This window comes from Carnobacterium sp. 1290_CSPC, from assembly GCF_001053265.1.
In the GTDB taxonomy this organism is placed as follows: domain Bacteria; phylum Bacillota; class Bacilli; order Lactobacillales; family Aerococcaceae; genus Aerococcus; species Aerococcus urinaeequi.
Map to the genome: position 1 here is coordinate 37360 of NZ_JVVG01000059.1, position 14508 is coordinate 51867.

The 14508-nt window shown below is 41.9% G+C and carries 10 protein-coding genes; 7 read left to right on the plus strand and 3 right to left on the minus strand.

Annotation, left to right across the window (positions count from 1 at the left end; all coding sequences use genetic code 11):
• The first annotated feature begins 23 nt into the window (after nt 1–23).
• Both AC973_RS05380 and AC973_RS05385 read left to right on the plus strand, forming a co-directional pair.
• Entirely contained in the window at nt 24–938 is a 915-nt protein-coding gene (locus AC973_RS05380; RefSeq protein WP_048728246.1) for a lipoate--protein ligase family protein, read from the plus strand.
• 62 nt (nt 939–1000) lie between these two features.
• Complete coding sequence (locus AC973_RS05385) at nt 1001–2389, plus strand: HD domain-containing protein (RefSeq protein ID WP_048728248.1); 1389 nt, start codon at nt 1001–1003, stop codon at nt 2387–2389.
• A 588-nt stretch (nt 2390–2977) separates the two neighbouring features.
• Here the strand turns inward: AC973_RS05385 and AC973_RS05390 are convergent.
• The 3 genes from AC973_RS05390 to AC973_RS05400 all read right to left on the minus strand — a co-directional run bounded on the left by AC973_RS05390 (nt 2978) and on the right by AC973_RS05400 (nt 7308).
• A complete protein-coding gene (locus tag AC973_RS05390; protein ID WP_048728251.1) occupies nt 2978–4219 on the minus strand; it encodes an MFS transporter in 1242 nt (413 codons plus the stop codon).
• Between the two features lie 194 nt (nt 4220–4413).
• Nucleotides 4414–5565 (minus strand): pyridoxal phosphate-dependent aminotransferase, encoded by a 1152-nt coding sequence (locus AC973_RS05395; RefSeq protein WP_048728254.1) that lies wholly within the window; start codon nt 5563–5565, stop codon nt 4414–4416.
• 147 nt (nt 5566–5712) lie between these two features.
• A complete protein-coding gene (locus tag AC973_RS05400) occupies nt 5713–7308 on the minus strand; it encodes an ABC transporter ATP-binding protein (protein ID WP_048728257.1) in 1596 nt (531 codons plus the stop codon).
• Nucleotides 7309–7683: 375 nt separating this feature from the next.
• Here AC973_RS05400 and AC973_RS05405 point away from each other — a divergent pair, with 375 nt between their 5' ends.
• From AC973_RS05405 to AC973_RS05425, 5 genes are all read left to right on the plus strand, one after another.
• Nucleotides 7684–8769, plus strand: a complete 1086-nt coding sequence (locus AC973_RS05405) for a hypothetical protein (RefSeq protein WP_048728259.1) — start codon at nt 7684–7686, stop codon at nt 8767–8769.
• A gap of 87 nt (nt 8770–8856) precedes the next feature.
• Nucleotides 8857–9966 (plus strand): NAD(P)/FAD-dependent oxidoreductase, encoded by a 1110-nt coding sequence (locus tag AC973_RS05410; protein ID WP_048728262.1) that lies wholly within the window; start codon nt 8857–8859, stop codon nt 9964–9966.
• Between the two features lie 458 nt (nt 9967–10424).
• Nucleotides 10425–11807 (plus strand): citrate synthase, encoded by a 1383-nt coding sequence (locus AC973_RS05415; protein ID WP_048728265.1) that lies wholly within the window; start codon nt 10425–10427, stop codon nt 11805–11807.
• Nucleotides 11808–11857: 50 nt separating this feature from the next.
• Entirely contained in the window at nt 11858–12709 is an 852-nt protein-coding gene (locus AC973_RS05420; protein WP_003142301.1) for a phosphosulfolactate synthase, read from the plus strand.
• Between the two features lie 104 nt (nt 12710–12813).
• The gene (locus AC973_RS05425) at nt 12814–14193 is read left to right on the plus strand and encodes an MmgE/PrpD family protein (protein WP_048728270.1); all 1380 of its coding nucleotides are present in this window, start codon (nt 12814–12816) and stop codon (nt 14191–14193) included.
• Nucleotides 14194–14508: the final 315 nt, after the last annotated feature.

The window sequence follows — 14508 nt, forward strand, 5'->3', positions numbered from 1 at the left end:
AAACAGGGGAAACAGCTACTTTTATGGTACAATATAGACAAATTGGCGGGAAGGACTTTCACATGATGTTTGACGACTTTAAAACAATCGACAAACCGCTGGCTATGGCGGTCTATAAAGATATTACTCAAAATAATCAAGCCTATGGTTTAGAGGAGGCAGATAAAGCCTTGTTACCCTTTGCAGTTGATGATGCCATCTTGAATGCTATTAACCAAGAAACTTTTGAAGCGCCCTTAGCCATTCATTTCTGGCCAACCCGCCCGACCGTTATCCTTGGTGGGATGGACACCAGGCTACCAGACTTTAATCAAGCTGTGACTTGGCTGTATGAGGACCAAGCCATTTTGCCAGTTGTACGACCAGCTGGTGGTTTAGCGGTTGTATCTGACCCAAATGTCTTGAACGTGACCCTATTGATGGACACCAAAAACCAAGCCTTTACCATTGATCAGGCGTATGAATTTATCGTCGCACTCTTACAAGAAATGATGAACGCATATGGTATATCACTAGAAGTCGGGGAAGTCGCGACCTCCTACTGCCCTGGTAAATTTGACGTATCCATTCGTGGGCAAAAAGTAGCCGGTATTGCCCAACGTAGAATCGGTCATGCAGTAGGTATCTACCTCTACATGTCAATCACCGGAGATCAAGCCAGTCGCGGCCAATTAGTCGCTGATATGTATCATGAGGGGCAGGCGAACCAAGACGAAAAAGGTCGCTATCCTCAAGTTGACCCAAGTGTCATGGCCAACTTGTCCGACTTTGCGCCTATCGATACTGTCGAAAAATTTGTTGATGACCTATTAACGGTGATTGCGGATGCTGGGGTTGAATTAGACGAACGGAGTCAAGAGACTTTGGATACGGCGACTTATATCCAACGAATGCAGAAACGAAACCAAGTCCTTTACGATATATTAACAAATCAATAGATAGAAACCGCCCGCCTTCACGTATAAATATAGAGAGGCAGAATTTGACAAAGGAGACTGTTATGAGTATTGCAGAAGCGAGTAAACGCATACCCGAGAAGGTATTTCGGGACCCCGTGCACGACTACATCCACGTCCAACACCAGGTAATTATGGACCTGATCAATTCTAAAGAAATGCAACGCCTACGCCGAATCAAACAAATGGGGACGGCTTCTTATACCTTCCACGGGGCGGAACATTCACGGTTTAGCCATTCATTGGGTGTGTATGAAATTGCTCGGAAGATTTGTGATAAATTTGTACGAAATTATGCCGTTGAAGATGGTGGCGCTTGGGACGATAGTGAGCGATTGGTCGTCTTATGTGCTGCACTCTTACACGACATTGGGCACGGACCTTTCTCCCATACCTTTGAGAATATTTTCAATACTGACCACGAAACCATGACAAGAGAAATCATTTTGTCAGAAGCCACTGAGGTCAACCAGATTTTACGAGGGGTATCAGCTAATTTCCCAAGACAAGTAGCGTCTGTCATTGATAAAACATATCCAAATCCGCAAGTTGTTCAGTTGATTTCTAGTCAAATAGACGCTGACCGAATGGATTATCTACTCCGTGACTCTTACTTCTCTGGCACTAATTACGGGAACTTTGATTTGAGCCGGATTCTACGAGTGATGCACCCTTATAAAGATGGTATTCGTTTTGACTACAACGGTATGCATGCAGTGGAGGACTATATCACTAGTCGTTATCAAATGTATATGCAGGTCTATTTCCATCCTGTTTCAAGAGGGATGGAAACGCTACTCCACCATCTGTTAAAAAGAGCTCAAGAAATGTTTCTGACAAAAAATGAATTTACCAGTCGTGATACCCACGCTTCATTCTTAGAGCCATTCTTCACTCAAGATTGGACGTTAGAGGATTACCTGCGCCTAGATGACGGGGTCTTACAAACTTATTTCCAACACTGGATTTTCTATGCAGAAGACCCAGTCTTGCGAGATTTAGCTGACCGCTTTGTTAACCGTAAACCATTTAAGTCAGTCACTTATAACGAGGTTGAAAACCAAGAAGACGTGAAAGTATTGATCGACTTAGTGGGCAAATTAGGCTACGACATCCAATACTATGTTGCTATGAACTCGCGCTTTGATTTACCGTATGATTTCTACCGACCAAGCGCCGAGAAACCACGTACGCAAATAGAATTAGTTGAGAAAAATGGCCACATGGTCGAATTGTCAAAAGCTTCAAGTTTAATTGCAGCCTTTACTGGCCAGCAACGGGGTGATGAACGATTATTCCTGCCAAATGAATTATTCTATGGGAAAAACCGTGACAACATTACCTTGTTTGAACCTATCCTGAAGCAAATCCACGCCATGACCAAAACAGGTAAAATCACACCACTAGACGAAAACTTGGTAGATGAATTTTAGTGGATACATTTATCTAGCCTTCAGATAGAATAAGATGTTGTTATTTACTTAATATAATGAACTGAAAGGCTTGGATACTGGACAATCAAACCAAGCACCACATTGGGATCCAGAAAGAGTCAAAGCTATTTTGAATAAATAGTTTTAAGTAACTAGTCTTAAGCAAATAAGCTTAAAATTAAGGAGGGATTTTTTTATCAAGGATTCGAAGTTGACTATCACGCTTGTAGTCGGTGTTGCGGTGAGCCAGTATATCATTTCCCTCTTTGACTTGATTACGTCACCCTTTGTCAATATGCTTGTTTTAGCATTTCTAGTGATTGCCACGAATGACCTATACAAGCTATTTCAGCGTAAAAACCACTAAGTCATTTTTCAAATAAAAAAGAGCAGCAAATCGCTACTCTTGTATACGTGGAGGTCGTAACATTCGTTTCAACCTCTTTTACTTATGAAAGCTCGCTTATAATTGGGTTTCAAAAAGTCAAACTCTTCCGACACTTCCCAAAATACGCCAATTACTTAGCAGTAATGGTTTGGCTTTTGGTCCATCGCGTCTAGTCTAAACAACTTTTGTCACACCTTGCTTTATTTCACTTTAGCTATTGGTTTCCCTGCTTCTAACAAGGCTTTATTGCGCAGGAAGCCAAATGACAGGATAACTAAGGCAAATCCTGCGAATAATAGGATATAAGAAATGGGCATAAAATCGGCTAAGGGGCCAAACAAGGCCATTCCTAAAGGCATCATGGCGGTGTTGATCATAGACATGACCCCAAACACCCGACCTAGATAGGCTTCTTCCACATGGTCTTGAATCAAAACCATAGATGGGGTATTGAATAAAGGGACGGCAATCCCTGTAATGACCATCAGGACGACATACAACCAGAAGTTGCTGGTCGAACCTAATCCCAAGGTGCAGGCCGCCAAGATAAAGGAACCCAAGGCCATGGTCTTGATTCGGTTGGGAAATCCTTGCCACCAAGAAATCAAACCGCCACCTAAGACGAACCCGACTGAGAAAGCAATTTCAATAGCTGACAACCGCCACACTTCGTCTCCGTATGTCCTTGTCACAACTAAAGTCGGTAACATGGAGGCTGGCGCGATTAGTAACATGAAGATTCCGAAGAAGATGAATAGGTTTCTTAGGAAGTCATGGTTTTTGACGTAGCGGACACCCAACATAAAGTCGGCAGTATAGGACGCCGACTGGTTTCTACTAGCCTTGTCATGGGTCCGCACTTTCAAAAATAACATGGTGACAATCGCTAATCCCGCTGTAACCACATCGACCAGGAAGATGTAAGCCAGTGGCCAGGCTGCTAGCAAACCCGCTGATATCAAGGGCGACCCGAAGTTTAGAATCCCTTGAATAGAGGAATTGAGGCCGTTAATCCGAGTTAATTCTGATTTAGGGACGATTTGTGGCAAAATAGCACCCACTGCCGGAGTTTGGACGGCTGCGCCAAAGGCACGAATGGCCGCCACAATCAGTAACATCCAAATCTCTTGGTAACCCTGCATATACAACAAGGCTAAAATAAGCGTAGCTACCGCAATCCCACCATCAGCCCACATGATTAATTGCTTTCGGTTAAACCGGTCAGCCCAGACCCCTGTTACTGGTGACAGTAAAAAGGTTGGTAAAAAGGCGCAGATGATATACAAGGTCATCATGACACCGGACCCGGTTTCAATCGTAATATGCCACATGATGGCATATTGGACGATGGATGAGCCGAATAGGGAAATCCCCTGACTGGTTAGGAATAAAGCGACATCCCTTACCCAGTTTTTATTTGCTTGTTCATTGATTTCATTCATGGAAATCTCCCCCATATTTCAAACTTTCTTCGCCTTCCATCTTACTCGACCAAGCCGTCCCTGTCGATATTTAAGCCGTTCAAATGGGCATGTACAGGCAACTTATATTCAGTTTCCAAACAAATTGGAACCCACTTTGACGAAACAAAAAATCGAGACCAATGGCCTCGATTTTATTTGATCTATTTATTTTTCTATAGTACTTCCATAAAGGCTGCCATCCGGTCCATGGCTACGGCAATATCCTCGTAGGCCGCGGCATAAGAGAAACGGAAGTAACCTTGGCCGCCTGGTCCAAAGGCTGAGCCAGGAATGACACCGACTTTCGCTTTTTCAGCTAAATCTAGAGCAAAGGCTTGGTCATCATCACCGTATTTGGCTGGAATGCGGGGGAATACATAAAATGCGCCAGCTGGATGCGGGATATCAAATCCCATAGCTGTCATCCGGTCCACAATCATCTTACGGCGGAGATTGTATTCACCCTTCATGTCATCAATGGCTTGGTCGCCGTCATTATAAGCAGCTACCCCGGCCCACTGGTCAGGTGTTGATACACAGGTTACCATGGTCTGGAAAATCTTGAACAACTCTTCGTATAGGTCAGCTGGAATATGTAAGAAACCTAGTCTAAATCCAGTCATCGCATACGACTTTGATGCCCCTGCAAGTAAAATCGTCCGTTCTGGTAACTCTTGCACCATTGAATAGTGGTCACCTTCATAAACCAAATCCCCGTAAATTTCATCCGACAAGACATAAACATCCGGATACTTCCGCAAGACCTCCGCCAATCCCTTGACCTGATCCTTAGAATAAGTGGTTCCAGTTGGATTGTTTGGATAATTCAGCATCAACAACTTGATCTCAGGATGACCTTGTAGCTGGTGGTCCAAAGCTTCAGGCGTTAAGACAAAACCATCAGCAGACGTATCCACAAAAACCGAATCCCCACCAGATAAAATAGAAGAATAGCCATATAGTGGGAAATACGGCGAAGGAATTAGGACCTTATCGCCAGGATTCAACAAGGCCATCATGGTAATCATAAAACCTTGACTAGCCCCCACCGTCACCATAATTTGTTGCCAGTTTAGGTCTAGTTGATGACGACGTTGGTAGAAATTAGCAATCGCCTGACGCAACTCCTGCAAACCATCCGAAGCCGCATAATGGGTAAAATTCTTATCCAAAGCCTCTTTCATCGCATCCTTAATAAATTCAGGCACATCAAAATTCGGCTCCCCAATCGTAAAATTCAACAAACCAGGAATCGTCGACACCTGCGCATCAAAAGCCCGAATCTCAGACGGCGTAATCTGCTTCAACCGCTCATTAATCGTCATACCACAAAAATCCTCTCATTAACCGGCCAGTCCCCCAACCGTATATTCCCTATATTGTAGCACTTATCCCCAAAAATCGTGATGCGTTTTCTAAACCTTTTTGTAAAAGGGCAAAAGCCCGTCAAGATAACCTTAGTTATAAATTAGTCATGTGCCTAAGTGCAAAATACCATCTAGTGATGCTTCAATCTCGCTGTGTAGATGATGTGTAATCATAATCACGGTCAGACTTGGATCTTTCATTAAATCTTTTTCAATTTTCAAGGCCGTCTCCTGGTCAAGTGAGGATGTCCCTTCATCAAGTAAAATAATGCTTTTACCATGAGCCAACCCTCTCGCTAAGGCTAATCGTTGCTTTTGTCCGCCCGATAATAAACGTCCACTTTCGCCGATATTTCCATCTAACTGTCCATTCAAATCTTGTACAGTTGCTTCTAAACCAGCCTTTTTGAGCGCAGCCCAAATAGTTTCATCAGAAAAATCATTATTCAAACTCACATTATCACGAATTGTTCCTTCAAATATATAAGGTGTTTGATCTAAATACATCACTTCTTGTCGAATATCAAAGCCATCAACTGCTTTCAACTCATTACCCATCAAACGAGCTGATCCAGTATAATTAGTTAATTTACCATTCAAGATGTTCAGTAAGGTGGTTTTGCCTGACCCACTTGGCCCAATAATGGCGTATTTATGCCCAAAATTAAAATGATAATCTAACTCTTCAAAAACAAACTGATTATCATAAGCATAGGATAATTTTTTCAAATCAATACCAGTTTCATCTACAACAAATTTATCATATATAGGTTGGTCCACTTGTTCAATAGACGCAAATTTTTCAAAGATTGGATATACCATTCGAACTTGTGTCCAGTAATTCGTTATATTCCCCACACTATTAAAAATTTGAAAACTTAATCCTTCTGTTGCAGAAATCGACCCAATTGAAATAACTTGTCGAAAAGCCAGTACAGCACTCAAGACCCAAACACCAATTTGTCCAATTAGATTCCCAGATGCACCAAGAATAGCTGAATAAGTGACTTGTGTATGTTGGTTAACGGTTGATTGAGCTACCTTTTTAGAGCCCTCTTCAATGCGACGCGTAATACGAGATAAGAGATTATAAGAAAATAGTGTATCAAATCCTTGCAGTGTATCAGTAACAATCTGCATAAATTTTTCTTCTTCATGGGTTACTTCAAGTGTAGCCTCTTGAACCCTTTTAGTCACTAATTGAGGCAACCATAAGGTAAAGATGGCAGAAATCAATGAAAATAACAGGATTGACCAATGGAAGTATAATAAGGCAATAATGGCACCAATACCTGTAATTGTTAAGGTAATAATTTCATATATTCCAGCAAAGCCATTTTCTTCAATAGTATTTATATCATTTGTCAACCATGAGGCGAACGATGATGAATGTTTGTCATGAAAGGCTTGATAAGACAATTTTTCAATAGATTGGGTGATATCCTTGCGAATCGCTGTCACCATTAGCTGGGTAACTTTAGCTTGATAGGGTATTTTCATTAGTAAAGTTACAATATAAGCGATCTGCAAAAGGGTCACCCATATAATTGACACTATCATGGCTCGCCAATCAAAGGCAATTAAGGCATTCAAGACATTTGCATTTAAGACACTAGCCACAATTTGTGCCACTGCTCCTAATAAAATAATGAAAATTAATAAAGCATTTTCTTTCCAATACAATTTAAAATACTTCTTCATAGACCCCCCTATGCCCAAAAAAATCCCAAACAAAACTTTTCCCAAAAAGATTGGATAATTAGAAATTTAAAACAATCTATCATTTTTTATAATTATATTATCATATTTATAAGAAATTAAAAGCTAATTTTCATTTGTAACAATTTTCTACCTTTGTTTTCACTTGGCATGTAGATTCGTGGCCCACAGCTTTCAAAAGTGCGACAAAGATTCCTAACCTTTAAAAATTACAAAAGATTTAAAGGCTACCGCTATTGGTCTAACTTTTGGTAGTATATAATAAAAAGGAAGTGGCATCATAAGGGATGCCAACAAAAATGGTTTAACCCTTTTTCTAAATAAATGTACCAAGTGTAATAATAAGGAGTGTATACAATGGCACAACGAAGATATAATACGGATGCGAGTGTCAACCAGATGCAATCTTTGCGGGCGGAAACACATCAAAAAGCCAGCGCCTTGTCGGCGGATATGCGGTCCTTCTTCCAGGATTGTGAGGGGTATTTTCTAACGAGTGGTCCGGCGCAACCTGCGATTTATCAGGAGTTATCGAAATTGGTGGACCGATTGCAGGTCGCGGAACTGCGACAAATTTCAGCTGAGGAAGTGCTGGGGATGTCGGGGGAGGATTATTGTAAGTTGACCCTTCGTCGCTTGAATATTGAACGATATGATTTTAATTTAGCTAAGTATGTACCAGCTGTTCTATCATTTGTGGTCTTAACTTTAACCATTTATGCGACTTATATGTTTATTGCCGGTTACGCATGGTGGGGTGACTTTGCTTCTGCTATCCAGATGCCAGTTGCGGTATCAATTTTAGGATTGCCCCTACAGGTTTTCGTGATTTTCACAGCCATTTTCTTCTGGGTGACTTTCCAGCGGAATACTGCCTTTGGTCGCAAGTGGTACCAAGGCTTTAATGTCTTATATTTATTGGCCGGCATCTTTTCTGCCGCACTGGTCTTCACCCTACCCTACATTATTCATTCATACCGGGTAGCGCAGATTAACCTACCAGTCTGGTTGGTATGGGCCATTGCCATTATCGCTATGGGATACTACTTCTTGGTCTCTTACTTCAATGTGGGCGACAAGGTAGACTTATGGATTTCAAACCGAGCGGCTCAGTCGACTTTAAGTGATGACGACACCTATTCACCAACTTTAGGAGCTTATTTAACAGGTCAACCGGGTAATGACGACAAGGATTTAACACCAGTTCGGGAATTAGACCAAACACCTGATAGTAATAATGAGGAAAAACCAGCTGTCTCTGATGAACCCATGCGTTTAAATAACTTGTGGAATACTATCATGTTAAAACGGCCGATTATTAACCGGAAGACTTACCGGGAAATGCAAGACCGTCAAGAACGCGATGGTTACAGCGATAAGGCAGATAAAGACAACAAGAAAAATAGCGAATCTGGCAAAACCAGTCAGCGCCGTAAAAAATAAGGGCTAGCAAAAGCTGAAATTCGCTGATATTGGTACTGATTAATAGTACTGATACATTGTACCGATATATAGTAAGGAGCTAACTAAGTGAAGATAGCAGTAATAGGTGGCGGGATCCTTGGATCGACCGCTGCCTTTTATTTAACCAAAGACCATGATGTAACCCTATATGACGACGGAATTGGACAGGCTACTAAAGCGGCGGCCGGCATTATCTGCCCCTGGTTCTCTAAACGTCGCAATAAACCCTGGTACCGCCTAGCCAATGGTGGGGCCCATTTTTACCGAGACTTATTGAAAGATTTGGCGGACGCTGGGATAGTGACCCAGGCTTATCAACAAAAAACGACTTGGTTGTTGAAGAAGAAGCCCAAACTGATCGATGATTTGATGGCGATTGCTGAAAAACGACAAGGAGAAGCCTCTTTAATCCAAGAAATTAACAAGTTATCCCCAACTTATCAACAGGCTCGATTTCCCCATTTTCACTATGACAACGACCTGATTGAAACGGATGGCGGTGCAGTAGTAGACGGTCAAGCTTTATGTCAGGATTTAATTACCGCAGCTAAGGGGGAAAATCTAAAAGTTGTGAATGGTCGGGCTGATTTAACTTTCTTAGATGATGGTAAAGTTATGGTGAAAAATGACCAAGAAGTCTATGATACCGTGGTTTTAGCGACTGGTGCTTGGTTGGGTCAGGTCCTTGACCCACTGGGCTATCAAGTAGATGTCCGCCCTCAAAAAGGCCAACTGGCAGTGTTTGAAACCGACTGGAATACCCAAGCATTACCCCTGATTATGCCTGAAGGTGAAGGTGATTTCATACCTCATTTAGACGGGAAAATCTTTGTGGGCGCTAGTCATGAAGACGATCAAGGCTTTGATTTGTCCACAGACCCAAGCCAATTAGTGGATATCTTTTCCACAATCTATCAACTGGTCCCTGAATTGGCTAACTATCCAGTCACTGACTATAAAATCGGTAGCCGGGCTTATACCTCTGACTATGCGCCCTTCTATGGACCATTGCCTGACCGGCCAAATGTTTATGTTGCATCCGGCTTGGGTTCATCCGGTTTAACCACCGGCCCTTTGATTGCTAGAGAGATGAGTCGCTTAATCAATAATGAGGAAACCTTGCTTGATCCTAGCGACTATGCCGTTGAAAATTATATCCAAAAGCGTGTCCAATAGTAGGAAAGTCTTTCAAATCATTTCAAATAACCAATGCAATACACAGTCCTTGCTGCATCAAATGAATCAGCAAGGGCTTTTTTTGGTGTTCATTTATATTTATTTGCACACTTAATTTGCATAACTTTTAAATTATTTTTCTACCTCTTCCAGTTCTGTGTCTTTTCTTACAAATCTCACATGGTTTGCGGAGAAAATCTCACATTGATGAGAAAATCATGTGAGGTATTTTTCTGTCATGTTACTTTTTTGAAAATATTTTTAAATTATTTTACACGGCGCAAACCCTTGTGAAATAAGAAAAAGATGAGATTCACTCTCATCGCATTCTTAAAATAGTGGTTGACATTCAAATATAAAGTGACTAGGATACAGTTATCAAAACTGACTTGTAGCGTTTTCTACAGCGTTTTTGTTTTGCATGTTTTATTAAAATTAAAGAAAGGGTGCGGTATATCTTGTCTATCGGTTTTGATAATAGAGAGTTTGGACGTCAATTTGTTGATGTAGTAAAAGATAACACAACTATCTCTCCTGACCATTATTCTACCTATGACTTGAAACACGGTCTACGGAATGACGATGGTACAGGTGTATTAGTTGGGGTGTCAGGGATTGCTTCAGTTTCAGGATATAAAATGCTAGATGATAAAATAATTCCGACAGAAGGGGAACTCCGTTATCGGGGAATTCGATTGACAGACTTAGTAGAGAATTATTTTAAAGAAGATAAGTTCGGCTATGAGGAAACCATCTACCTATTGCTCTCTGGCAGTTTACCAACTAAAGGAGAAATGGCTGCTTTTGATGAATTGCTGGAGGAGAATCGAAAACTCCCCGATAGCTTCATTGAAAATTTCATTATTAATTCACCATCCGAAAACGTAATGAATAATATGCAGCGGGTATTATTGGCACTTTATTCCTTTGATGATAAGGCGGAAGATCGTGATTTTGAAAACCAAATCTCCCAAGTCATTTCCATCATTGCGAAGATGCCACTCATACTTGCCTATTCCTACATAGGTAAGAAGTATTACTACGATGATGCGTCACTTATCTTGCATCACCTGGAGCCGAATATGTCCACAGCTGAAACAATCCTTCATCTTATTCGTCCAGACGCGACATTTACAGATGAGGAAGCCAAGTTATTAGACCTATGTTTGATTATCCATGCGGAACACGGTGGCGGGAACAATTCAACATTCGCTACTCACGTAGTGTCTTCAACAGGAACGGATACTTATTCAACCATTTCAACAGCTTTAAGTTCGCTTAAAGGGTCAAAACACGGTGGCGCCAATTCGATGGTAGAAGCCATGATGCAAGATTTAAAAGCTACAACGGCTGATTGGACGGATAAGGACCAAGTTGAAAAATACTTACGTGACATCTTAAATAAGCAAGCCTTTGACCAGTCAGGTCTCATCTACGGTATGGGGCATGCAGTATATACAAAGTCAGACCCACGAGCTGTTTTGCTGAAAGATAAGGCGAAAGAAATGGCCATTGAAAAAGGCTATTGCGATGACTTCAACCTCCTAAGTAACATCGAAGCCATCACCAAAGACCTCATCAACGAAAAGCGTCCTGGCAGTGAAATTTGTGCCAACGTCGATTTATACACGGGCCTTGTTTATAGAATGCTTGGACTGAGTCCAGACCTCTATACCCCAATCTTTGCCGTCGCACGAACTGCCGGTTGGTGCGCTCATCGTTTGGAACAAATTCAAGACCCGAAAATTATCCGCCCAGCTTATGTCAACATTTCCGAAAACAAGGCCTACCTTGCCATGGAAGATAGGCAAAGCAAACACAGTCAACTAGTTATCAAGTAACGATCAAATAACAACAGACACTCTGGTTTACGAAAGGGAAAGTGATTACTATGGGAAACAACACTGATCTAAACAACAAAGAAGCATTTGCTAAAATTAAACATAACAACCGTCAAGCAAAACCACGTACACGCGGGATTACAGAAATCCGTGGACCATACTATACGGTTATGGGTGAACGCTACTTACGCGATGTGTTAGAAACAATGGGTGAACATGTAGATATCTTGAAATTTGCTGGTGGGTCTTTCACTTTAATGCCTGAAGAAGAATTGATTAAAATTTTAGACTTGGCGCATGAATATGGTGTCAAAGTATCTACAGGTGGATTCATGGAATATGTTTTAACACAAGGAATCGAAGCGGTAGACTACTACATTAGCGAATGTAAACGTGTTGGTTTTGACATCATTGAAATCTCTACAGGCTTTATTACCATGCCAACTGATGACATTGTCCGTTTAGTAGAACGCGTGCAAGATGCAGGTCTATTAGCCAAACCAGAAATCGGTGTGCAATTTGGTTCAGGTGGTACCAACACAATCGAACAAAATGAAGCAGCCGGTCTACTTGATCCCGCTCAAGCGATTGAAGTAGGTAAACGTTGTTTAGAAGCTGGGGCTTACATGTTGATGATCGAGTCTGAAGGAATCACTGAAAGTGTGGCTAGCTGGAGAACAGAAATTGCTACCCGTTTCGCTTCAGAATTAGGTACTGAAAAAGTCATGTTTGAAGCAGCTGATCCGGATGTATTCTCTTGGTACATTAAAAACTACGGTCCAGACGTGAACTTGTTCGTTGACCATAGTCAAATCGTACAATTAGAAGGTATTCGTCGCGGTATCTGGGGTAACAACGAGTTATTCGGCCGTGTAATTACCTTAAACGACGGTAAAAACTAAGTAGTCATATAAACATCAACTATAGGGGGTATGCGTTTTTGACCATATCCTCCTTATATATCTATAAAGAAAATAGACTGAATAAAATATCGGAGGTCGAGTAGATGTCAAACGATAAACAAACATTGGTTCAACAACTTGCAAGCTGGGTAGAAAGCCGTAGCTATGATGACTTATCAGATGAAGCCATTAAAGTATTAAAATTACGTCTCTTAGATAGTATCGGAGTCGGGATCGGCGCCTTAGAAGGCCAACCCGTGAAAGATATCCGCAAGATGACAGAAGATTTAGGTGGCGCCCCACTAGTAACCTTACTTGGTGGCGGTAAATCCAGTCCTGACTACGCAACCTTTTATAACGGGGCAGCTATCCGTTATTTAGACTACAACGATTCATACCTAGCGAAAAACGAAACCTGCCACCCATCTGACAATATTGCCCCAGTATTAGCCGCCACTGAATACGCTGGTGGTAGTGGGAAAGACTTCTTACTTGGCTTAGGCATCGCCTACCAAGTCCAAGCTCGCTTATCTGACGTTGCTCCCGTACGTGACCATGGTTTTGATCATACCGTACAAGGAAGTTACGGTGCCGCTGCAGGTGCGGCCGCTGCCTTGAAATTAGACGCTGATAAGACCGCAAATGCGATTGCCATTGCAGGTACAGGCTACAATTCATTGCGGGTAACTAGAACCGGTGCCCTATCTCACTGGAAAGGGTTAGCTTATCCAAACACGGCCATGGGTGCCATGCATGCGACTTTACTCGCTAGCTACGGCATTACTGGACCTGAAGAAGTATTTGAAGGAAACAAAGGATTCATGGATTCGATTGCTGGTAAATTTGATATCGACTGGTCGAAAGAAGATTTAAACCGAGTAACCAAAACCATCACCAAACGCTACAATGCTGAAATTCATTCCCAATCTTCTATTGAAGGTTTGTTGGAATTGAAAGACGCAGAAAATATCGCCGCTGATGACATTAAAGAAATTCGCTTGTACACCTTTGACGTAGCCTTCAATATTATCGGCGGTGGCGAGGAAGGTGGCAAAAAGAACATCCAATTCAAAGAGGAAGCAGACCATTCACTACCTTACATGCTAGCTGTCGCCTACTTAGACGGACAAGTCATGCCTGACCAATACGAGCCAGCCCGCATTATTAGTTCAGACGTTCAAGACCTCTTACAAAAAGTCCACGTTGAACCAGTTCAAGCATACAGCGACCGTTTCCCAGCAGAAATGGCTTGCCGTATTGAACTAGAAACCAATGACGGCCAAGTATTTGAAATTGAGAAAAATGACTACCATGGCTTCAACACCCACCCTGCCGATTGGGACGTCTTAATGGAAAAATACAAGGGCCTTACAAGTAAAATCGATGCTGACCTAGCAGATAAGATTGCTGCTACCATCAAAGATATCGAAAACGTTGATATCAGCGTCTTAACTGACTTACTAGGACAAGTGAAAGTCAAATAAGTACATTATGCCAACTAAAAAAAGCCTAGCTGAGTATACTTACATACTCAGCTAGGCCTTTTACTTTATTCAAAATAGATGAAGGTAGATTAAAGGACGGAGCCTAAATCGGGCTCACACCTTATAGTCGAGCTCGGACCTCCAGAAAGGACTGCGTTTCAGTTTAAGTTGTAGCTGACTGCGTCATCCACTGCCTTAATCTTCCAACGGTTCATTTCTTGGCGTCGGTCCTCGCATCCATATTAGTCGGGTGCGCTCGACCAGCTCAAGTCCACTTCAGAATAGTTTGCATCACACTTTGTGTGATACGGCACT

What these genes read in the sequence shown, in the direction of transcription:
- AC973_RS05380 (WP_048728246.1), top strand. Translation starts at nt 24, where the DNA reads ATGGTACAATATAGACAAATTGGCGGGAAGGACTTTCACATGATGTTT.
- AC973_RS05385 (WP_048728248.1), top strand. Translation starts at nt 1,001, where the DNA reads ATGAGTATTGCAGAAGCGAGTAAACGCATACCCGAGAAGGTATTTCGG.
- AC973_RS05390 (WP_048728251.1), bottom strand. Translation starts at nt 4,219, where the DNA reads ATGAATGAAATCAATGAACAAGCAAATAAAAACTGGGTAAGGGATGTC.
- AC973_RS05395 (WP_048728254.1), bottom strand. Translation starts at nt 5,565, where the DNA reads ATGACGATTAATGAGCGGTTGAAGCAGATTACGCCGTCTGAGATTCGG.
- AC973_RS05400 (WP_048728257.1), bottom strand. Translation starts at nt 7,308, where the DNA reads ATGAAGAAGTATTTTAAATTGTATTGGAAAGAAAATGCTTTATTAATT.
- AC973_RS05405 (WP_048728259.1), top strand. Translation starts at nt 7,684, where the DNA reads ATGGCACAACGAAGATATAATACGGATGCGAGTGTCAACCAGATGCAA.
- AC973_RS05420 (WP_003142301.1), top strand. Translation starts at nt 11,858, where the DNA reads ATGGGAAACAACACTGATCTAAACAACAAAGAAGCATTTGCTAAAATT.
- AC973_RS05425 (WP_048728270.1), top strand. Translation starts at nt 12,814, where the DNA reads ATGTCAAACGATAAACAAACATTGGTTCAACAACTTGCAAGCTGGGTA.